We start from the raw sequence: 20140 nt of genomic DNA, 5'->3' as shown, positions 1-20140 counted from the left end.
GCCTCACTCCCCTCTCCCTCCCACGCGCAAAGGGCGCGCGGGCCCCTCCCTCTCCCCGGAGGGGCGAGGGAAGTTTTGGAGACATCGTTATGACGGGGTCGGCGATTTCTGCCGGGGTGATCGCTGAGGTGGTCGTCGCGGCTAGGGCTTTGTTGCGGGTGGAGAGCGGGGAGGACGTCGTGCTCGCGCGGTTGGCGTCGACGGCGCTGTTGCTGGGGGAGGCTTGCGGGGAGTGTTTCAGTGGCTGTGGGGGGCGTTGGGAGTTTGGCGTTTTCCGTGGAGGCTGGGGGGTGGGTGGTCCTGGATGTGGCGCCTGCTCTCGGGGCGGTGGTGACGGCGGGGTTCGCGTTCGATGTGCCGGTTCGGTTTGCCGAGGATCGGTTGAGTGTGGCGCGGGCTACGTTCCTGGCTGGGGTGGCGGCGAGTGTGCCTCTGGTCGAGGTGCGGGAGGCTTAGGCCCTCTCCCCTCAGGGGAGAGGGAGGGAGGAGCCTCTTGGCGACGGAAGGGTGAGGGGAGTTGGGGCGGGTGTTCCTAGCCTCACGCCCCTCTCCCTCCCACGCGCAAGGGCACGCGGGCCCCTCCCTCTCCCCGGAGGGGAGAGGGGTTTTGGAGGAGACGCTCATGTTTCTGGATGCTGAGCTGGCTACGATCGCCTTGTGCTGGCGGATCGAGCGGCGGGATGGGGTGGCGGTGGGGTTGACCGCGCATGACCGGGATCTGGTGGTGAATGGGCTGGTGCACCGCGCTGCGCCGGGGATGACGCCTTCGGCGATCCAGCGGAGTGACGGGCTGGAGGCGGATACAATGGATGTGGCGGGGGCTTTGACGTCTGCCGCGATCGGCGAGCGGGATTTGTTGGCGGGGCGCTGGGATGGGGCTCGGGTGGTGCTGTTTGCGGTGGACTGGACCGATCCGGATTCTCGGGTGGAACTGGGTGAGGGCGTGATTGGGGCGGTCGAGCTGGGGGATGCGGGGTTCACCGCCGAGTTGCGGGGGGCGAGTGCGGCGCTGGATCGGGCGGTGGTGGAGGAGACTTCGCCGGAGTGTCGGGCGGAGCTGGGCGATCGGCGGTGTCGGGTGGCGATGGCGGGGCGGCGGCGGTTTGCTCGGGTTGTTGCGTGTGAGGGGGCGGTGGTGACGCTGGACTCGAGCGCGGAGGGTCTTGGGGGTGGGCTGTTGCGCTGGTTCGGGCGCGCGAATTGTGGGTTGGAGAGCGCGGTCGCTCGGGGTGCCGGGGTGACGGTGACTTTGCGGGCGGTGCCGGCTTTCGTGGTCGAAGTCGGTGCGCTCGTCGAGGTGGTGGAAGGGTGTGACAAGAGTCTCGCTACCTGTGCGGGGCGGTTTGGGAATGCGGTGAACTTTCGGGGGGAGCCGTTTTTGCCGGGGATCGATCTGCTGACGCGGTATCCTGGGGCTTGAGCCGGATCGCGGACGCCGCCGTCGCGGCGGTGGGAACGCGTTTTCGGTTGCATGGGCGGGGGGCGGATGGGCTCGATTGTGTCGGGTTGGTCGCGCTGGCGTTGCGGGCTGGGGGTTATCTCGGCGAAGTTCCGAGCGGGTATGCGCTGCGGGGTGGCGATTGGGGTTTGCTCGATCGGATGCTGGTGCGGGTTGCCGAAGCCGCAGCAGGCGACGTGCTGTTGATGGCGGCGGGGCCTGGGCAAATTCATCTGGGGATCAGGACCGCAGGCGGCTTCGTGCATGCGGACGCGGGGTTGCGGCGCGTGGTGGAGCGGCGGGGGATGCCGCCTTGGCCCTTGATCGGTGTGTGGCGGATGGGGGTGTGAGATGGCGACCTTGGTATTGACGGCCGTGGGGAGCGCGGTGGGCGGGCCGATCGGGGGCGCGATCGGTGCGTTGATCGGGCAGTCCGTGGATCATGCGCTGTTCGGGCCGAAGCGGCGGGAAGGGCCGCGGCTGGTCGAGCTGGCGGTGCAGACTTCGTCTTACGGGGCGCAAATCCCGAAGCTGTTCGGGACGATGCGCGTGGCGGGGACGGTGATCTGGGCGACCGATCTGATCGAGAGTCGCGCTTCGTCTCGGTCGGGCAAGGGGCAGCCGAGTACGTCCACCTACTCCTATGCGGCGTCGTTTGCGGTGCTGTTGTCGGCTCGGGCTATACTTGGCGTTGGGCGGATCTGGGCCGAGGGGAAACTGCTTCGGGGGGCGGCTGGGGACTTCAAGACGGCTACCGGGTTTCGGTTGCATCTGGGGGGCGAGGATCAGGCTGTGGATCCGTTGATCGCGTCCGCGGAGGGGGCGGCGACGCCGGCGTATCGGGGGGCGGCTTATGCTGTTTTCGAGATGTTGCAGCTGGCGGATTTCGGGAATCGGATCCCTTCGCTGACGTTCGAGGTGATTGCGGACGAGGGGCAGGTGCTGGTGTCCACGATCGCGAGGGCGCTGGCGGGGGAGGTTTCGGGGACGGCGGCGCTGGCGGTTGGCGGGTTCGCGGCATCGGGCGGGAGCGTTCGGGCAGTGTTGGAGATGTTGGGGCAGGCTGGCGGGGCCTGGTTTGCGCCTTCCGGAGCCGGGTTGGTGATGCGCGATGTCGCAGGGACTACCGTGGTCGTGGCGGACGAGGGGTTTGCGGTTGAGGGAAAGGGCGTGCGGCGGGCTCGGGCTGTGGCGGCGATCGAGACTGTGCCGCGGACCGTGACCGTCGGGTATGATGATGCGGCGCGGGATTATCAGGCGGGTGTTCAGCGGGCGCAGCGGCCGGGGGCGGGTGTGCGTGATGACCGCGTCGAGGTGCCGGCGGTGCTGGAGGCGGGCGCGGCGAAGACTGTGGCGGAGGCGATGCTCGCGCGGGCTGAGGCTGGGCGGGTGCGGCGGACGATTGCGGCCGGGTTCGAGGCGATGGCGATTGCGCCGGGGGCTTGCGTGACGATTGCTGGCGAGGGCGGCGTCTGGCGGGTGGCCGATGTGAACATCGAGGCAATGGTGACGACGCTGGGGCTGGTGCTGCTGGTGGCGGCTTCGCTAACGACGACTGCGACGAGCGGGCGGGTTTCGGGAGCTGTGGATGCAGTCGTCGGGGCTACGATCGTGCGGGCCTTCGAGGTTTCCGGACTCGAGGAGTCTCCGTTGAGCGCGCCGCGGATGACGGTGGTTGCGGGCGGTACGGGGGCGGCGTGGCGGCAGGCGGCCTTGCTTTACAGCGTTGATGATGGGGTGAGTTGGGTGGCGGCCGGGGCGACGGCTGCGCCTGGGGTGCTTGGGACGATTGCGGTTGTGGCATCCAGTGCACCGGCGACACTTGTCGATTTGCGGGGGGCGTTCGAGGTGGTCCTTGCGCATGCCGGCATGGAACTCGGGGATGCGGATGCGGCGGCGCTTGATCGCGGCGTGAACCTGGCGCTCCTTGGGGACGAGCTGGTCCAGATCGGGCGGGCGGAACCGCTGGGTGGCGCGCGGTGGCGGCTGAGCCGGTTGCTGCGGGGGCGGCGGGGGACTGAGGCGGCGGCTGGCGCGCAGATGGTCGGGGATCGGTTCGTGTTGCTCGAGGCGGGGGCGGCTCGGGCGTTCGATTTGCCGGTGTCGGTGCTGGGACGTGAGGTTCGTGTGATCGCGTCCGGCGTCGGCGATGATGCGCCGTTCGAGACGCGGTGCGTGATGCGCGGGGCTTCGGTGGTGCCGCCTTCGCCGGTGCATCTGCGGTTTGTGAGCGAAGCCGATGGTAGTGCCACGGTACGCTGGACGCGGCGCAGCCGGGCTGGGTGGCGCTGGATCGACGGGGTCGATGCGCCGCTGGCCGAGGAGGTCGAGGCGTACCGGGTGACCGTGACGGCCGGCGGAACCTCGCGCGGTGCCGATGTGGCGGAACCCTTTGTCTCGATCACGGCGGCGGAACGTGTCGGTTCCGTGAGTATCGCAGTCCGGCAGCGTGGCGTGTTCGGGGAGTCGCTCGCGGCCAACCTGATCGTACCGGAACTGATCGTACCGGCGTGATTCACCAACGGGGGAACGAATTATGAGCGACGACCGCACAGCGCGTCTGGCATTGCCATTGTTGCAGCCTGGCCAGGCGCAAAAGGAAGCGACGCATAACGAGGCGCTGACATTATTGGATCTCGCGGTGCAGGCGAGCGTGACGGCGGTGGGAACCAATGTGCCGCCCGCCACACCGACCACCGGCAGCGCGTGGATCGTCGGGACCGCGCCCACCGGTGGCTGGGCGGGGCAGGCGCGAGCGATCGCCGGGTGGACGGCAAGCGGGTGGCGTTTCCTGGTGCCGCGCGAGGGCATGGCGGTGTGGAGCATTGCCGATGGACAGTCGGCCCGGTTCGGTGCGGGCGCGTGGACGCTGGGGGTGCTGGCCGGAACCAAGGTCTCGATCGGCGGAGTCGACGTGGTGGGTCCGCGTCGTCCGGCGGTTCCCGACCCGGCGGGTGGCACCGTCGTCGACGTGCAGTCGAGAGCGACGATTGGTGCCATATTGGCAGCATTGCGGGGGCACGGATTGATTTCCGTCTAGAACACCCTGAAAACTGTGTCGTTCCAGCAACACTTCTAACTTTTGTCAGCTTGCGTGGAAACAAGCCCGAGGATAGGGAGTTTGCGATGTCCGTGTGACACTCATGAAAGGGGATTTATATGCGGAAGCTTGCCGTCGTTCTGGCACTCGCCTCCACCGCACTTGCCACTCCCGCCCTCGCCCGCGACAAGTCGTGGTACGTTGGCGTCGAAGGCGGTGCGATGATCGTTGAAGATATCGATTATGATATCGGCAACCTGAATAAGGCCGGTTCGGTCGATCATGACTATGGTTATGACGTCGATGCGGTCATGGGTTACGACTTTGGTGGTTTCCGTCTGGAAACCGAAGTCGGCTACCGTAAGGCAACCGTGGACGGCTACTCGTCGTCGACGACCACGCCTGTGTTCGGTGCAACCGGCGTTCGTGGCAACGCGGGTGCAAACAACTACGACTACGCTGGTGGTTCGTCGTCGGCGCTCAGCTTCATGCTGAACGGCCTTCTGGACTTCGGTCCGGACGATGGCATCCAGGGCTTCGTCGGCGGTGGTGTTGGTGTTGCTCGCGTCAAGGCGCAGTACGCTCTCAACAACAACGGCGACTTCCTGAACGACTCGGACACCGTGTTCGCGTATCAGGGCCTGGCCGGTATCCGCGCACCGCTGACCGACCACATCGACGCGACGCTGAAGTATCGTTTCTTCAACGCCGAGAACGTCAAGCTGGTCGACGTTTCGAACCGCGTGTTCGACGGTCGCTATCGTTCGCACAGCATCCTTGGTGGTGTGACGTACAACTTCGGCGAGCCTGCTGCTCCCCCGCCGCCGCCGCCGCCGCCGCCGCCTGAGCCAGTCGCTCCTCCTCCGCCGCCTGCGCCGGTCGAAGTCGTCTGCTCGCCTGGTCCGTTCATCGTGTTCTTCGAATGGGACAAGTCGGACATCACGCCTGAAGCAGCGTCGATCCTCGACAACGCCGTCACGCAGTACCAGTCGTGCGGCAACGCACAGGTCATGCTGGCAGGTCACGCCGATAAGTCGGGTTCGGCATCTTACAACGTCGGTCTGTCGCAGCGCCGCGCAGATGGCGTGAAGGCATACCTGTCTTCGCATGCCATCCCGGACAGCGTCATCTCGACGGAAGCATTCGGCGAGAGCCGTCCGCGCGTCGAGACCGCCGATGGCGTTCGCGAAGTGCAGAACCGTCGCGTGGAAGTCACCTACGGTCCGGGTTCGGGCCAGTAAGACTTTCGCCAACTGGCTCTTGGGTCGGTTACGGAATGAAGTTTGGGGAGGTCGGCGCAAGCCGGCCTCCCTTTTCTTTTGTGCTTCGCGCGCAGGGGTCGATCGCGAAAGTTCTTGGATTGGGCGAGTGTTGATTTTGTTCGCGCGGAGGCGCGGAGGCGCGGAGAGTAAGTGCTGGAGCATGCGGTCGTACCTTCAGCCAATCCTGCTTTTGGCGAAGCCGATGATCCTAGGCCGCTTGCGCGGGTGCGCTTCCCCGGTGCGATCCATCTCCGCGCCTACGCGTCTCCGCGCGAACAAACCTTCTGTTCGATACGGCAGTGCCTGAGCGGAACGTCGATATGTTTACGCGAAGGCGCAAAGGCGCGAAGAGGGTTTTGCGGGGGGTGGGGTTACCCTGCCTCTTGAATCTTTTCAGTGCTTTCGCGCCTGAGCCGTCAGGGCGCAGCGTCTCGCCCGGAGCCGACAGCTTCGCGCCTTTGCGCCTTCGCGTGAACATATCTTCTGGCTGGATACCGTGTGGGAGCGTCGTTGCGACGCTCGCGCCTTCACCCTGGCGTATCGACGCTATACTGGGGCTGAGTGAACGAGGAGATGCAGATGAAACCGCTGATCGGACGGGACACGCGGCTGTGCATGTCGTTGTCGGCGCGGCCGGGGAATTTCGGGTCGCGGTTCCATAACCGGCTCTACGATCTGGCCGGGCTGGATTTCGTCTACAAGTCTTTCTCGACCACGGACCTGGAAGCGGCGATCGGCGGGATCAGGGCGCTCGACATTCGCGGGTGCGCGATCTCGATGCCGTTCAAGGAAGCGGTGATCCCGATGCTCGACGGGTTGGCGCAGTCGGCAAGCGCGATCGACAGCGTGAACACGATCGTCAACGACGACGGCGTGCTGACCGGGCACAACACCGATTACGGCGCGGTCGTCGATCTGGTTGCGGCTCTCGATCGGGCGATGCCGTTCGTGGTGCAAGGATCCGGCGGAATGGCGAAGGCGGTCGCGGCGGCGCTAGGCGACAGTGGTTTTCGCGATGGCACCGTCGTCGCTCGAAACGAGGCGACTGGGCGCGCGATCGCGGATCGCTATGGTTTTGCCTGGGCGGCGGAACCGGAGGGTGAGGCAGCGTTGCTCGTCAATGCCACACCGCGCGGGATGACCGGGCCGGATGCCGACGTACTGGCCTTTCCGCAGCCGATGATCGCGGCCTGCACCGTGGCGTTCGACGTGGTGCAATATCCGGTCGCGACGCCGTTTCTGAAAGCTGCGGCCGATGCTGGCAAGCGTTGCATCACCGGGGCGGAGGTGGCCACGCTCCAGGCGTTGCAGCAGTTCGTGCTGTATACGGGCGTGACGCCGTCACCGGCTCAGGTAACGGACGCTGCGGACTGGGCTCGCGCGCGTCCGTGAGCGAGTCAGCCGGTCGACGTTTCCGTTAGCGCAGTGGCCAGCCAGGGCGGAACGATCGCGTCGCCAAGTGCCTCGACGCGGCGATGCTCCACCATCAGACCGAGTTCGGGATAGGTTACGCGTGTCCGTCCGCTCGGTTCGGTGAACGGCGCGACGATCAGCCGGCGATTGACCTTCGAGCGGTGGTGCATCCGGGCGGTGTTTTCTTGGCCGACGTAACACCCCTTGGTGAAACTGACGCCGTTCAGTTCGCGCGCGTTGCATTCGAGCCATAGCGTCTCGCCCGCGCCGAGTTCGCCGACGCCTTCGGTCACGCCGAGCGACAGGCGGTGCGCGGGCCAGTCTGTTGCCGGCTCGGCAGGTGGCCCAAGCCAGCGACGACCCAGGTCCGCAAGTCGAGGATCGGGAACGCCGCGGTCGCCATCCCGTGCCCAATGGACTGCGAGATCGTCGAGCGCGAATGTGATCGCGCGGCGCAGGCGGTAGAGCGAGAGGCGCTTGGTCAACGCGTCGGCTTGCGCGGCCTCGACGTCGATCAGCACGTCGGTGCCATCGGCCCACAGGATGAAGTCGAACAACACCTTGCCTTGCGGCGACAGTAACGCCGCCCAGGCGGGCGCGTCCGGCGTCAGCAAACTGGTGTCGGCGGTGACCAGTCCCTGCAGGAAGCCGCGCACGTCTTCGCCGGCGACGCGGATCACGCTGCGGTCGGCAAGCATCGTTCTGGGGGGATCAGTGTTCATCCATACCACCTAGTGCGTGCGGGGCGATTTCCAACCAAGGGATGATCCCGACCGAAGGCCGCATCCGCCCATGCGACGAAAACCCGCGTCCGTCCGTCTGGCGTCGGGGCACGTCCGCCGATAGGAAGGCGGCATGACCGACCGCCTCACGATCCGCCGCCCCGATGACTGGCACGTCCACCTGCGCGATGGCGCGATGCTGGAGGCGGTCGCGGAGCATACCGCACGGCAGTTTGCGCGGGCCATCATCATGCCGAACCTGACCCCGCCGGTGACCTCGATTGAGGCCGCTAAGGCGTATCGGGGTCGGATCATGGCGGCGGTTGGCGATGCTGCGTTCACGCCGCTGATGACGTGCTACCTCACCGACGGCACCGATCCGGCCGAGCTCGAACGTGGCTACGTCGAGGGCGTGTTCACCGCGTGCAAGCTGTACCCCGCGCACGCCACGACCAACTCCGCGCACGGTGTTACCGACATTCGCGCGCTGACCGGGGTGCTGGAGACGTTGCAGCGGATTGGCATGCCGCTGCTGATCCACGGCGAGGTGACCGACAAGTCGATCGACATCTTCGACCGCGAGGCGGTGTTCGTCGAGCGCGTGCTGACGCCGCTGGTGCGCGACTATCCGGGGCTGAAGATCGTGTTGGAGCATATCACGACGGCCGAGGCGGCTGCGTTCGTGGCCGAGGTGGATCACCCAATCGCGGCGACGATCACGCCGCAGCATCTGCTGATCAACCGCAACGCGCTGTTCGACGGTGGGCTTCGTCCGCACGCCTATTGCCTGCCCGTGTTGAAGCGCGAGACGCATCGGCAGGCGGTGCGGCGCGCGGCGGTGTCGGGGTCGCCGCGGTTCTTCCTGGGCACGGACAGCGCGCCGCATGTCGTCGGGGCAAAGGAATCCGGGTGTGGGTGCGCGGGAATCTTCAACGCACCGTTCGCGCTGGAAGCGTATCTGCGCGTGTTCGACGAGGAGGGCGCGCTCGACAAGTTCGAGGGGTTTGCGTCGGAGCATGGCGCGCGGTTCTACGGATTGCCGCTGAACGAGGGGACGGTGACGTTGGTGCGCGGCGACGTCGAGGTGCCGGCTTCGGTCGGCGCGGGGGATACGGCGGTGGTGCCGTTTCTCGCGGGGACCAATGTTGGGTGGCGGTTCGAGGGGTAAAATTACCTCCGATCGCAGTATGTCCCAAACGCTCCGTCATCCTGGGCTCGACCCAGGATGACGGGCGGCTGAGATTTACAGCTGCAGGCCCGCCTTCAGCCTGTCGAGCCACAACCGCGCTTCCTTCTGTTCGCCGACTGCACTGGCGCTGACCGGGCCTCGGGCGGCGAAGAAGTCGCGGTGGAGCGCGAAAGGTTCGAGCATCAGGCGGTCGCGCATGGAGTCGATGTCGCTGCCCATCTCCGTGAGCGCGTCGATCGTCGGGGCGATCGCGGCGCGGACGCGGCGGTCCGGGGTGCGGTCGAACAGGCCCAGCGAACCGGCGGCGGTCTTCTCGAGCGCTGCGATCAGCGTTTCGCGGTAGTCGGTTTCGAGGTCTTCGCGCTGGGCGTCTAGACGGGCGAGGCGGTCGGGTTTTGCCATTTGCCGGGGGTAGCGTTTGCGGGGCGGGCGTCAACTTTTGGGCTTGGCTTTGGAGTCGCGCCACGAGCGAAGTCGTTGTTTGGGCGCGCGTCGTGGGCAAAGCCCACGTCGTCGGACGGGGCCTTGCCCCGCCGGCCGGGCTTGTCGGAGTCAGCCGGGCGTGGCCGGCTGACTCCGACTGCGCCTAAAACGGCAACCACCTGCTCTTGTGCGTGATGTTCATATACCCAACGTTCACGCCCGCGCGCCAGCCGACGCCAAGGCGGATCGGGATCAGGACGACGTTGCCGCGGCGGAGATAGGTCGCGGCGAAACCGCCTACGAGGTACAGGCGGCCCTCGACTGCCGGGAAGCGCTTGTAGAGTTCCTCGGTGTCGTAGAGGTTGTAGACCAGTACGAAGACCTTGTTCGCGTCGCCGCCGACGTCGAAGCCGACCGACGGACCGGTCCAGTAGACCGGCTGCTGGCCCTCGACCTTGTGGCTCATGATCCCCGAGCCGTAGCGGACGCCGAGGATGAAGGCGCCCGAGGCCTCGCGCCCGGCGATATACGCATTGGGCCGGCCCTGGTCTTTGAGGATCTTCTCCAGCAGCCCGCCCAGCCCGGCGGCGCCCTTGCCGAACACGCCTTCGCCTGCCGCGAGCAGATCGTCGCGCTCATAGGTATCGGCGGCCTGCATCGTCGCCTCGGCGCGCGTCTCCGGGGGGCGTGTGTTGGTCGTCGTGACGGGCGGCGCGGAGTCCTGGACCGGGGTCTCCGGATAGGCGGGGTCCGGTGCGGCCGGGCGCGACGGCTGCGTTGCCTGCGGACGCGAGGGGGGCTGATAGGCGCGCGGCGCGAGATCGCCGTCGATCGCCTGGTTGGGATCGATCGTGCGGACCTGCGCGGACGCGCTCGCCGCGCCACCCACGGCACTCCCGCAAACGGCGGTCGCAATGGCACCAAGGCCAAGCCAGAAGCTACGCATGTCGATCCCCAAACCCATCGCAAACACAGAAGGCGCCCTGAAGCAGGGCCGTCAACCGCTGCGCCACGGGTTAACCCCTAAGCAACGAGTTAACCAGCGCAGGGCTTGCCGTGCAATGAACGATGGGCGCGAGCCTGTCGAATTCGAGCTAATTCGAGTGAATGGCCGGCTAAGCCGGGACGAAGAGGTGGCCGGGTCTAGAGAATGACGAATAACGCGCTGGACGCCATTACAGGCGTTGCCCCTTCCGCCCACCCTCGCTATAGCCCCGCATCTGCTGCAGCCGGAGACGTGGGTGAGTGGCTGAAACCAGCGGTTTGCTAAACCGCCGTACCGGGTTTACTGGTACCGAGGGTTCGAATCCCTCCGTCTCCGCCAGTCAACCTTGAGAAAGGTTGATTTTCTGCCGATTTTTCGGTTTGCGGCAATCCACCAGTGACCAAATTGCTGACCGATCAAGTGACCGGGAATGACGGTCTGTGACAAGCAGTGACCGATCAGTTGGGCGGTAAGTGACGTTAGTCGGCTTCATCCAACCCGCGTACGATTTCACCAATACGCTGGATCAGCGCGCTTTGCGTGTCGGCAGCAGCCATCATACGGCCTTCCGCCTCGCGTTCATCGCTCGATAAGCCGACGACTGCCGTTTGAGTGCGAAGCCCGTCCGCTAACCTCCTGACCTCATCATCTCGAACCCTGCTCGCGAGCAACATCGTTTGCGTGTTCAGTCGAAGATGATCGTTTGATAGGTCATCGGGAAGCTGCTGCCGTTGCCATTTACCTGTGGCCCTGTGTGCTACAACGTCCTGATGGAGCGATGCGCCCGTATTGCGCAGCAGTTTCTGTGAGACGTCTTGAAGGGCAAGCAATGTTTCGCGCTGAAAATCATTGCGCCGCGTCACCAAACGCTCACGTCGTTCGTCGCGCCGGCATTATCGCTCCTGTTCGTTGCGGCTCCTAGTTCGAAGGCTAGGTCATCGGCATTGTCAGTGCTACCTCAATCCACATGGCAGAAGCAGTCCACCTCGCAGCTATCGAACAGGTCTTATCGGCGATCTACGCGAGTGGTGACACGCCTCTTAGTTCGTTCATCATCCATAAGCCAAATGCACCGGCGTGGGATCGTCTTTCCAGCCTGGGCACTGAAATCTTCGCTAGGCGAAAGGAATATATCCGCGCGCTGTTGTTCATCCGCCAAAACGGCGCACGCTATGTCCGTGACGGACCTGTGGTCGCTCGTTACGTCGTTCCTCACCGAAAACTTTTGGCACATCCGCGACGGCGAGCTTCGACGGCGGCACGATTGCTCATACGCCGATCAAATTGAATTACCGAGCAAACTGGCGCTGGCATACGCTTTGGCAGATTCCGCGCTGTTCAACCCTGTAAATGAATTAACCCTATTTCCGCTGGTCCCCATCCGCGTTGAAGCAAAGTTTGAGTGTTCCCGTTTTTTTATCGCGTCCGCTGCTGATCTCACTCCCAGCCTTTTGCTCGCTGGCATTCGGACCGCTGACCTTGATCTGTCCCAGTTTCCGCCGATAGTACGTTGGGACGGGATCAAGCGGCCAACAGCTACTTGGCTCGGCGTGCGGTCACCTTTGCTTCAAGTGTCTAGGAAAGCCTCAGCGGCGATCCTTGGGGCGGTCGCGCTGACCCTGCCGCGCGAACTATATATGCATTCTGGACGCACAATGTTCGGAGGTCGCTGCACAATGACTGGCGGCAATTGTAGCGTGTCCATGGGCAATGAACCGCACACTCCGCCGATGGTGAACAATATCGTACTGACTGCAGCTGATCATGCGTGGCTTAACCGGTTGGCCGTGCTCGTGGACGCGGATGATCTTCATTCACGCAAGCGGGTGAAGGCGTTGGAATATTTTTACCGAGCGTGGATCCTCGATCCAAGGGAGCGTTTTCCTTTGTTATGCATGTCGCTTGATTCCTTGGTTGGCGCGGCACACGGCCACACCGCCGCCGCAGTGAAGTTTGTGCGCGATACGATTGATGCTTCGATACCGGAAGATCGCCTACGGTTACTCATGCGTGTGAGGGGCGCGGTGATCCACGGCGCGGCCCCGGACGTGTATGATTCCAAAAATTACGAAAAATACTATCTCGATTACGAAACTGACCCCATTCGCGATATTGAATTAGTCGTCGCAAAATGTCTGCGTGCAGATATATTCGGCAGCAACCTAAAATATCACGCTGATCCGCACGCGGACATCGTTGCGACGATGCAAGCGAAAGGTCGCTTGCCAGCCCGGCTGGACGATGGCTGTATCATTCCCGCTGACATTTAGGGTTGGCGAGGCTCATAGCGTCCGGTGGGAGAGGGCACTCATGCCAGAAGCTAAGGGGCGCGACGAAGCCTACGACAAGCTGCCCGTTGCGCTGTTGGGGCGGGTGTTGGACATGCTGCGGTTCGCAGAAGCGAAGAACGCTGCGCTCTTGGCCTTCGCATCCGCTTGGATCGTAGGCATCGTGAATCTTCTTTCGTCGGGTAAGCCTATCCCTTCGGGCTATCACTACGTCACCCTTGCGGCGCTGCCTTTGTTCATCGTTGCGGCTACCGTCGCGATAGCGTCGTTATTGCCGCAACTTCAAACATCAATCTTTAGGGACGATCCTAAGGGCAACTTTCAGAACTTGCCGTTCTTCGGGGACATTGCCGAGTTGACCGTGAATAAGTTCAAGAACGATGTTTGGGCGGCCTATGTACAAACCGGTGACGTTCCGACGGAATCATACTTCAGGGATTTAGAAGAAGTGCAAATCTCCATCAACAGTAAAATCACGCGGCGTAAGAATCACATGTTCAATGTAGGTGCGATCGCCGCCTTTATCGCGATTGGCTTGTTCTCCGTGCCTACGGTCGGATTTGTGATGAATACGATAGGATGTTGGATCGACATATGAAAACGTTGCTAGAGCTTAGTTTAGAGTTGTCCGACGAGGTCGGGACGATTTTAGCCAACATCTTTGTCGTAACGGCAACGAACACTAGGACGTTGCCCATTCTAGCGGTGGTGCCATTACGTTTCCCAATCTAAATACCAAGACGTAGGCCTTTAAACTGATCGATACGTGCGTTTTGTACATCGACATTCGGCGTTCAACAGAACTTAGCATCACACACAAGCCTCAGGCCGTAGCCAAGCTGTATTCGACGTTTGTAAGGGCCATGACAAAATGCGCCCGGCATTTCGGCGGTCATGTCCGAGGGATCATCGGTGATCGAGTACTGGTTATATTCGATTGCGATGGCCGACGCACAGAGCATCCTCGAAGCGGCTTCATGGCGCTCTGCCGTCATAAACGGCCGCGACTTTCCTGACTCTCCGATCAACTGAAAACTATGTGCGACGAGGATGCAGAGGCCCGCGTCGCGCACACGGCTACTTAGGAAATCTGTTTGATATTTCAAATGCAAGCAGGGCCTGTCGTATTAAATTGATGACCTTTTATATGCGGCTAGTTTCGCTAAATTGATACAGATAATGAATAGCGGAAGATTTATACAAGTTACAGCTTGCCTCGGATCGAAGATATGGAAATACTGGCGGAATTCATTCGTGTTGTAATGGCGAGTCGCGTTGCTTTTTGGAGTTTCCTGTACCTTGATCTGACAAACAATCAGTGAAAAGAGGGCTCATGTTCCGATACTCGTTAGGCGTCTTGATCTGCTCTACGGCCGTTCTTATTATTGCGGCCTGTTCGGGCGTCGCGCGCGAAGCACGTCTTGAGCAGGGGTGGACTGCTCAGCAAAGGTTACTTTGGTATCATGGCAATCAAGGATCGCGGCTTGCGCCGCGAGCGTGGCTCGCCGCGCTGGAAAGCCCTGCAGACGGCCAACCGTTTTTCACGATCGAACGTATGGAAACGCTGGGGTATCTCGCCCCCGACGCAAACGACGCTTCAGGGTTGCCGATCGGGTTCGCTGTTGACCGCGGACCTGACGACAAGTTCGAAAGGTCGCGTCTCAGGTGGTTCGATAAGCAACCAGGATCTGAACCGTGGATTGGGATGAATTGCGCCGCTTGCCATACCGGCGAGATCAGGAACGGTGGAGCGCGTCTGCGGATCGACGGGGCACCCGGCATGGGCGACTTTCAAAGCTTCATCGAGCAACTTGACGCAGCCCTTCAAGCTACCGTTCGTGAGCCTGCGCGCTTCGATCGATTTGCGAAGAGAGTGCTCAACGAACGAGACAACATTCCAAATCGGACCATGTTGCGCAACGCACTTCAGCAACTCGTTATCTGGCAGGCACGCGTCCAAGCAATGAACCAAAGCTCAAGTCGGTACGGCTTAGGCAGGTTGGACGCGTTTGGCCACATCTTCAACAAAGTCGCGATCGCGACGGGCGCCAACCAAGAGGGCTTCGAGGCGCCTGCCAACGCCCCAGTCAGCTACCCGTTCATCTGGAATGTTCCTCAGCACGACATCGTGCAGTGGAACAGGATCGCACCGAACAAGGGCGTGCGGTTTCCCAGCGGCGAAACCTTCGACATCGGCGCCATCGGACGCAATACGGGCGAGGTCATCGGTGTGTTCGCCGACGTCAAGGTGACAAGGTCGGCAGGTATCGGCGGGTACGTCTCGAGCGTCAACGTAGCCAACCTTGACGCTATGGAGGAGCAGCTGACCAAGCTGTACTCGCCGTCGTGGCCCCAACCATTTGGAACGCCCGCTCAAGACGCAGTGCGTGTAGGCGCCAAGCTGTTCCGCGACCAATGCTCTGGTTGCCACAAGCCGCTCGCGCGGACCGACCTCTCCAAGCCGATAATAGCGCAGATGTCGCCGATCTGGGGCGGTTCGAAGCCAGTGGGTACGGACCCTTGGATGGCCTGCAACGCGTTCACCTATCGTGCCCGCACGGGAGTGCTCGAAGGAGGCAAGACTGCGTTGCTGGCCGGTACGGAACGCTTCGGGCCACTTGCCGACCATCGACAGATCCTAACCGCCACCGTAATCGGGACACTCGCGGGGAAGAAACCTCAAATCCTGAAGACATCTGCGAAGGCTTTTTTCGGGCTGCCTCGCGTGATCGAGGTCGCGGGCCTTGCTGAGCCAGAGAATGCGCAAAAGCCGCCCGAGGAGCGTCTCGCACTTTGCAAGGCGGCGGCTTTAAAAGAGCTCATGGCGTACAAGGCGCGACCTCTGAACGGCATTTGGGCCACCGCGCCCTATCTGCACAACGGCTCGGTAAAGTCGTTGACCGAGCTGCTCTTGCCTCCCGCGAAGCGCGCCAGAAGCTTCCCCGTCGGCGGCCGCGTGCTTGATACCGTTAACGTCGGGTTCCTACCCGAGCCCGGTAAGCCTATCTGGACGTTCAACGTCGTAGATCCCGCTGGCAGAGAGATACCGGGGAACTCGAACGATGGTCATGACTACGGCAACGCCGCGCTGACTTCAGAAGATCGCCGCGCGCTGGTCGAATATATGAAGACGCTGTGATGTCATTCTTCCACCCCGCAACCTTGGCGCTGAGCGTCGCAGGTGCTGTCGTGACGTCCTCTGCGAGCGCTCCCAGCGTCCAAGCTCCAGATGCCGCTGTACTCGGCGCCAGCAGGATGACGGTCGCTGACTACGACAGGGTTTTGGCCGATCCTGAAGACGACGAAGCCTTCGAAAACTTCCTTGCCAAGCTGCCGACCTTCGAAGTGACGCAGGGAGGCGCGTTGCGCCGATACTACGTTTACCAGGGCGATCTTCCCTTGACCCGCGGACAGGTCCGGCGGCTGATGAATGCTCAATCTGGTGAACGGACGACGAGCCAGATCCTTGCACACAAGCCGGAACTGACAGTCTTGTCGCTCAACGGCGTTGACCAAATCCTTCCACGTCCGCGGCGGGCCGTGACCTATACCGTTGACCGCGCGAGTTTCGACGACCCTTCCGTCTATGCAGCAGCCGTTATGGCGCTTGCGCAGGGCGGTGCGGCGTGGGTGGCCGCCTGCCCGGTCAAGTGCGCGCTGAGCTTCAGTCATTCCACCGCGGAGGATGCCAGTCCGATCGAGGGCCGGACGACATTCATCGTGCGCTACGTCCGGGATGCGTCGCCGTTCATCGCAGTCGGGTTCTTTCCCAACGACCCGGTCGGTGCCCGCTACCTCTACGTCTTCCCGCGCTTCAAGACGACATCATACGACCGATCTGGCGTTATGCGACACGAGATCGGCCACGTCCTCGGCTATCGCCACGAGCAGGTCAGGGGCATCAAGGGCTGCGCTCAGGAGGACGACGATTGGAGGCCCGTCGGTAAGTACGATCCCGGATCGGCAATGCACTACTATTGCGGCGGCGGGGGCACGATGTTGCTGGCATTGAGTTCCGAAGACATCAAGCAGCATGCAGCATTGTACGGGCGGCCATGACCGCGGGCACTCTTGTTGCCGCGTTGCTGATGCAGGCAGTAGCTTCGCCTTCGCCAGTCGCTGATCACAAGGCAATCCCGTCGACCGATCCGCTAACGTCGGAGGTCGCCCCGGCGCCGCTGGTGCCGACCCTGCATATCTCCTTCGTCGGCGGCGACGTTGGCAAGGACATCGCGGAACGGATCAATCTCCTGAGCGACCAGCCGGATCTCCTTCCGGTACGCCAGGTGATCTTGGCGGCGGGAGAGACGCCGTGCGTCTTGCTCGTACAGCAGGGGTTCCCGGCCAGCTCGTGCGAGCACATCAAACCAACCCTAGTCCGTTTGAACCCAGAAAACGTCGACCCGAACAACCTTCAGGCCAGAACGCATTACATGCTTCCGGACGTTGAGATTACAAGAGGTCTAGTGTCACGGACCTATGATGAAGAAGATCCTGGTGAACGGCTGAAGCGGTTGGATCTAGTTAGCCGCTGGAACAAGGCAATCGTCAAGTCGGTGGTCAAGGGTGGGCTACGCCGCGTCCAGTTCCGCGCCTACGACGTCGACGTCGCGATGCCGAATGACGACTCCGTTCGCCGCGGCCGTGAAGCGCTCGGCCCGCCCAATCGGAACGTCATCATCAGCGCCACGCTCAGAGACCCTCTACAACCTGCTCGCGTGTTTGCAGCCTCGGCTGAGGATTATCAGGCAGGTTGTCGAGCCGACCAAACGCCGCCTGCCACATACACATACGCGACGCGTCCCGCGGACGACCCTGAGCTACAGGCGTTGATAGCCAGTCAGCCCGCGCCTGCGGGCGTGCCCGACATATGGATCATCGATACGCCGGTGACAGCGCCGCCAAATCTCGGTGGTGCAGTGTATGGCGAAGACGGCAAACCGATCGCACCACCACCGGCTGCCAGTACCTGGAAATGCGACTGGGCGACCTTCGATTCGGCGAAACATCACGGCACCCACATGGCTGGCATCATCGCTGCGCGGAACGGCATGGGGTTCAACGGGCTCGCACCCATGGCTCGGATCAGGCAGATGCCGTGGTACGCGCCCGATCCTAATAATCCCGGCGCTCTCAAGCCGGTCCAGCGTCGTGCGGCAGATCTGGCGAAGCTGATTTCGCTCGTAGAGAACGACGTCGACAGCGGCCGTACGGCCAGACCTATATTCCTAATCGCTACAGACTTCGAGACTGCCTACGGCACCTCGGTTTCGGGCGGACGCCTCGTTGATCCTAGTCTACGCCGGAACTACGCTCCTGCGAACAGCTTCTTCGACGAGCGCCCGCTTGTGGTAGTGGCCGCTGGCCAAGCGCGACCAGGCAAGCTGCCCGTACGCTTGGACTCCGCCTCGCCGATGTCGCCGCAGAACCTAGGTGACCTCGAGGGCGTCGTGGTCGTCACGGCCTGCCGTATCTGCACCCGAGAGGGCGTGACAATGATGGAAAAGGTGAACGTCCCGGGCGGCGCGCCCGCGATCGTCCACGTGGCGGCGCCCGGCGGTGAGGCACTGCCCGGCTGGATCGATCAGGGCCACGTCGGTGCAATTAACGGCACGAGCCAAGCCGCGGCCTACGCTGCGGGCGTGCTCGCGTCGATGGTCGCACGGTACCCGCGCGCTTTCGAGCGTTCTAGAAATGCAAAGATCCGCCTCCAAGCTACTTCGTGGCCGATCGTCGACGGCGTTAGCAATGAGGTGGGTGCGGCCTCCAAGGTGGCAACCGGCGTCGTGGATCCGCAGCGTGCCCTCCTTGACCCTTCATTCGACTGGATCAACGTCGCCGGCCGTTGGACACGTTCTACAATTCGCAGTTGGTCTGACGGAGCCTCGATCCTAGTCGAGGACGCCTCGGGCACCGGGGTGATCTCCTCGATACCCGTGGACCGGCTTCAGCGGCTGGTTCGGGTGTCGAAACCAGGCGATCCGATTCTATTTGCGGTTCTAACGCTCGGCCAGCCTACCGGCGGTTCGGCGCTTGGTGGGGAGGTGGGTCGGTTGGGACCTGTGCTAATCGGCGAGAGTGCGGGGACTGTAACGACATGTGGCGCGACATATAAACTTTCGGAGGTCACGGAGATCATCTTGGCGATGCCTCGGCGGGGAGCGCCGGCATGCTGACCCGCCTGCTTCCTGCGCTATTGGCGCTTTTCCCGACGATTTTCGCCACCACGCCATCTGTGCCGGGACAAACAGCACAGGGGGTGACTGCGCGCTTCGGCGAATGGAAGGTGCGCTCCCAGATCTTGAAGGCAAAGGACTTTCCTCTCGACATAGTCTTCCAAGCAGACGGCGCCCCAGCCGGCTCGGTACGCTTACAGTTCGGCCGATCAGGCAGCCCGTCAGGTCGCGCTTGGACGCTTCTCATTCATGACGGTGCCGGGCATCTCGTGAGCTCCTTCGACAGCCGCGCCTTCGACGGAGCCGCGACGTTCTGGACGGGACCGATCCGGGGCGAGACCGTCACGCTCGATCTCGCGGGCGGAGATGCAACCACCGAGGTCGAACTGCGAGGAGCGCTTGCCATGCCGTCATTTGCGGCGGCGACCGCGTTCTCCGTGGTCGCCGGCGGCAGCCCGTGGGAAGAGCTGTACCCAACGAGCTCTGCTATGTTGCGCGCCGTTGGTTCCAGGACGGGCATCCTGCTTACGGCTGGCGACGAGCTAGATCCCGGAGCCGCTACTCCTACGCGACTATCCTGGTGCTGTTCAGGCGTGATGATCGCTCCTGACGTCTTTCTGACGAATTGGCACTGTGGCGGCGCCAAGCCGTCTGAGCGCGGCTTCAATGCGGAGGTGATTGGTAACGCCGTCGTCGACCTGGCCTGGGAAGACGGCCCAGCTCGCCGATTTTTGGCGGTGAAGAAGCGGCTGCTCTCGGATGAACGTTTGGACTTCGCCTTGTTGCAAGTCACGCCCGCGAACGATCAAGCCGCCGCCTTCGGGCGGCCCGTTCCGGTCCGCCTGTCTCAAGTTGAGGTCAAGCAGGGCGATCCGCTCGTCATGGTCCATCACGCGCAATGTCGACCCAAGCTCGTAAGCCGTAACTGCTCGGTCCGCGCCTTGAGCTCCCCCCCCTGGACCAGCGCAGGCGCCCAAACGGATGGCTCTGCTAGCGAGATCGGCCACGACTGCGCCAGCGAGGCTGGAGCCTCAGGGGCCGGGATGTTCGATCCGGACGGCCGGTTGGTGGCGCTGCATCATCTCGGCTTTGTCTCGGATCCACAGCGCACTGTCGGGCTCAACTCAGCGGTGAGGATGTCAGCTATCGCAGCTGCGGTGCGCAAACAGGACCGGGCGCTCGCCGACCGGCTTGGTTGGTAGAA

Annotated in this window: 18 protein-coding genes, 1 tRNA gene and 1 pseudogene; 15 read left to right on the top strand and 5 right to left on the bottom strand. The window is 63.0% G+C overall.

What is annotated here, in order from left to right; genetic code table 11:
* Nucleotides 1-222: 222 nt before the first annotated feature.
* The 7 genes and pseudogenes from J4O76_RS14405 to J4O76_RS14375 form a co-directional block, all read left to right on the top strand.
* A pseudogene (locus tag J4O76_RS14405) lies at nucleotides 223-456 on the top strand (DUF2460 domain-containing protein); the annotation flags it as partial.
* Nucleotides 457-622: 166 nt separating this feature from the next.
* Nucleotides 623-1420, top strand: a complete 798-nt coding sequence (locus J4O76_RS14400) for a DUF2163 domain-containing protein (RefSeq protein WP_426282547.1) — start codon at nucleotides 623-625, stop codon at nucleotides 1418-1420.
* On the top strand, nucleotides 1417-1788 hold the full coding sequence (locus J4O76_RS14395; RefSeq protein ID WP_426282546.1) for a peptidoglycan endopeptidase: 372 nt from the start codon (nucleotides 1417-1419) through the stop codon (nucleotides 1786-1788). The genes J4O76_RS14400 and J4O76_RS14395 overlap by 4 nt, the downstream gene beginning before the upstream one ends.
* Before the next feature lies 1 nt (nucleotide 1789).
* Complete coding sequence (locus J4O76_RS14390; RefSeq protein ID WP_426282545.1) at nucleotides 1790-3952, top strand: phage tail protein; 2163 nt, start codon at nucleotides 1790-1792, stop codon at nucleotides 3950-3952.
* 22 nt (nucleotides 3953-3974) lie between these two features.
* A complete protein-coding gene (locus J4O76_RS14385; protein WP_426282544.1) occupies nucleotides 3975-4478 on the top strand; it encodes a DUF2793 domain-containing protein in 504 nt (167 codons plus the stop codon).
* 119 nt (nucleotides 4479-4597) lie between these two features.
* Complete coding sequence (locus tag J4O76_RS14380) at nucleotides 4598-5719, top strand: OmpA family protein (RefSeq protein WP_426282543.1); 1122 nt, start codon at nucleotides 4598-4600, stop codon at nucleotides 5717-5719.
* 594 nt (nucleotides 5720-6313) lie between these two features.
* Complete coding sequence (locus J4O76_RS14375) at nucleotides 6314-7132, top strand: shikimate 5-dehydrogenase (protein WP_426282910.1); 819 nt, start codon at nucleotides 6314-6316, stop codon at nucleotides 7130-7132.
* A gap of 5 nt (nucleotides 7133-7137) precedes the next feature.
* Here the strand turns inward: J4O76_RS14375 and J4O76_RS14370 are convergent, their stop codons facing one another.
* A complete protein-coding gene (locus J4O76_RS14370; protein ID WP_426282542.1) occupies nucleotides 7138-7875 on the bottom strand; it encodes a YgfZ/GcvT domain-containing protein in 738 nt (245 codons plus the stop codon).
* A gap of 133 nt (nucleotides 7876-8008) precedes the next feature.
* On the opposite strand from J4O76_RS14370, the gene pyrC reads away from it, so the two are divergent.
* Nucleotides 8009-9043, top strand: coding sequence for a dihydroorotase (pyrC, locus tag J4O76_RS14365; RefSeq protein ID WP_426282541.1), 1035 nt, complete (start codon nucleotides 8009-8011; stop codon nucleotides 9041-9043).
* 75 nt (nucleotides 9044-9118) lie between these two features.
* Here pyrC and J4O76_RS14360 read toward each other — a convergent pair whose 3' ends face one another.
* Complete coding sequence (locus tag J4O76_RS14360; protein ID WP_426282540.1) at nucleotides 9119-9466, bottom strand: hypothetical protein; 348 nt, start codon at nucleotides 9464-9466, stop codon at nucleotides 9119-9121.
* Nucleotides 9467-9650: 184 nt separating this feature from the next.
* Entirely contained in the window at nucleotides 9651-10433 is a 783-nt protein-coding gene (locus J4O76_RS14355) for a DUF1134 domain-containing protein (RefSeq protein WP_426282539.1), read from the bottom strand.
* Between the two features lie 285 nt (nucleotides 10434-10718).
* Between J4O76_RS14355 and J4O76_RS14350 the strand changes: the two genes are divergently transcribed.
* Nucleotides 10719-10811, top strand: a tRNA-Ser gene (locus tag J4O76_RS14350).
* Between the two features lie 140 nt (nucleotides 10812-10951).
* Here J4O76_RS14350 and J4O76_RS14345 read toward each other — a convergent pair.
* Nucleotides 10952-11335 carry a hypothetical protein gene (locus J4O76_RS14345; RefSeq protein WP_426282538.1) on the bottom strand — a complete coding sequence of 128 codons (384 nt, stop codon included), beginning with the start codon at nucleotides 11333-11335 and terminating at the stop codon, nucleotides 10952-10954.
* Between the two features lie 309 nt (nucleotides 11336-11644).
* Between J4O76_RS14345 and J4O76_RS14340 the strand changes: the two genes are divergently transcribed.
* Complete coding sequence (locus tag J4O76_RS14340) at nucleotides 11645-12742, top strand: hypothetical protein (protein ID WP_426282537.1); 1098 nt, start codon at nucleotides 11645-11647, stop codon at nucleotides 12740-12742.
* A gap of 40 nt (nucleotides 12743-12782) precedes the next feature.
* Nucleotides 12783-13358 (top strand): Pycsar system effector family protein, encoded by a 576-nt coding sequence (locus tag J4O76_RS14335; protein ID WP_426282536.1) that lies wholly within the window; start codon nucleotides 12783-12785, stop codon nucleotides 13356-13358.
* 196 nt (nucleotides 13359-13554) lie between these two features.
* Here J4O76_RS14335 and J4O76_RS14330 read toward each other — a convergent pair whose 3' ends face one another.
* Nucleotides 13555-13872, bottom strand: coding sequence for a hypothetical protein (locus J4O76_RS14330; protein ID WP_426282535.1), 318 nt, complete (start codon nucleotides 13870-13872; stop codon nucleotides 13555-13557).
* A 221-nt stretch (nucleotides 13873-14093) separates the two neighbouring features.
* Between J4O76_RS14330 and J4O76_RS14325 the strand changes: the two genes are divergently transcribed.
* From J4O76_RS14325 to J4O76_RS14310, 4 genes are all read left to right on the top strand, one after another.
* Nucleotides 14094-15899: a di-heme-cytochrome C peroxidase gene (locus J4O76_RS14325; RefSeq protein WP_426282534.1), complete on the top strand. Its 1806-nt coding sequence runs from the start codon at nucleotides 14094-14096 to the stop codon at nucleotides 15897-15899.
* Between the two features lie 116 nt (nucleotides 15900-16015).
* Nucleotides 16016-16819 (top strand): hypothetical protein, encoded by an 804-nt coding sequence (locus J4O76_RS14320; RefSeq protein WP_426282533.1) that lies wholly within the window; start codon nucleotides 16016-16018, stop codon nucleotides 16817-16819.
* On the top strand, nucleotides 16816-18936 hold the full coding sequence (locus J4O76_RS14315; protein WP_426282532.1) for a S8 family serine peptidase: 2121 nt from the start codon (nucleotides 16816-16818) through the stop codon (nucleotides 18934-18936). Before J4O76_RS14320 ends, J4O76_RS14315 begins: the two co-directional genes overlap by 4 nt.
* Entirely contained in the window at nucleotides 18930-20138 is a 1209-nt protein-coding gene (locus J4O76_RS14310) for a trypsin-like serine peptidase (protein ID WP_426282531.1), read from the top strand. The genes J4O76_RS14315 and J4O76_RS14310 overlap by 7 nt, the downstream gene beginning before the upstream one ends.
* Nucleotides 20139-20140: the final 2 nt, after the last annotated feature.

This window comes from Sphingomonas sp. NFX23, assembly GCF_049887795.1.
Classification (GTDB): Bacteria; Pseudomonadota; Alphaproteobacteria; order Sphingomonadales; family Sphingomonadaceae; genus Sphingomonas.
The sequence above is the reverse complement of the archived record's forward strand: the minus strand, read 5'-3'. Positions and strand labels throughout refer to the sequence as shown.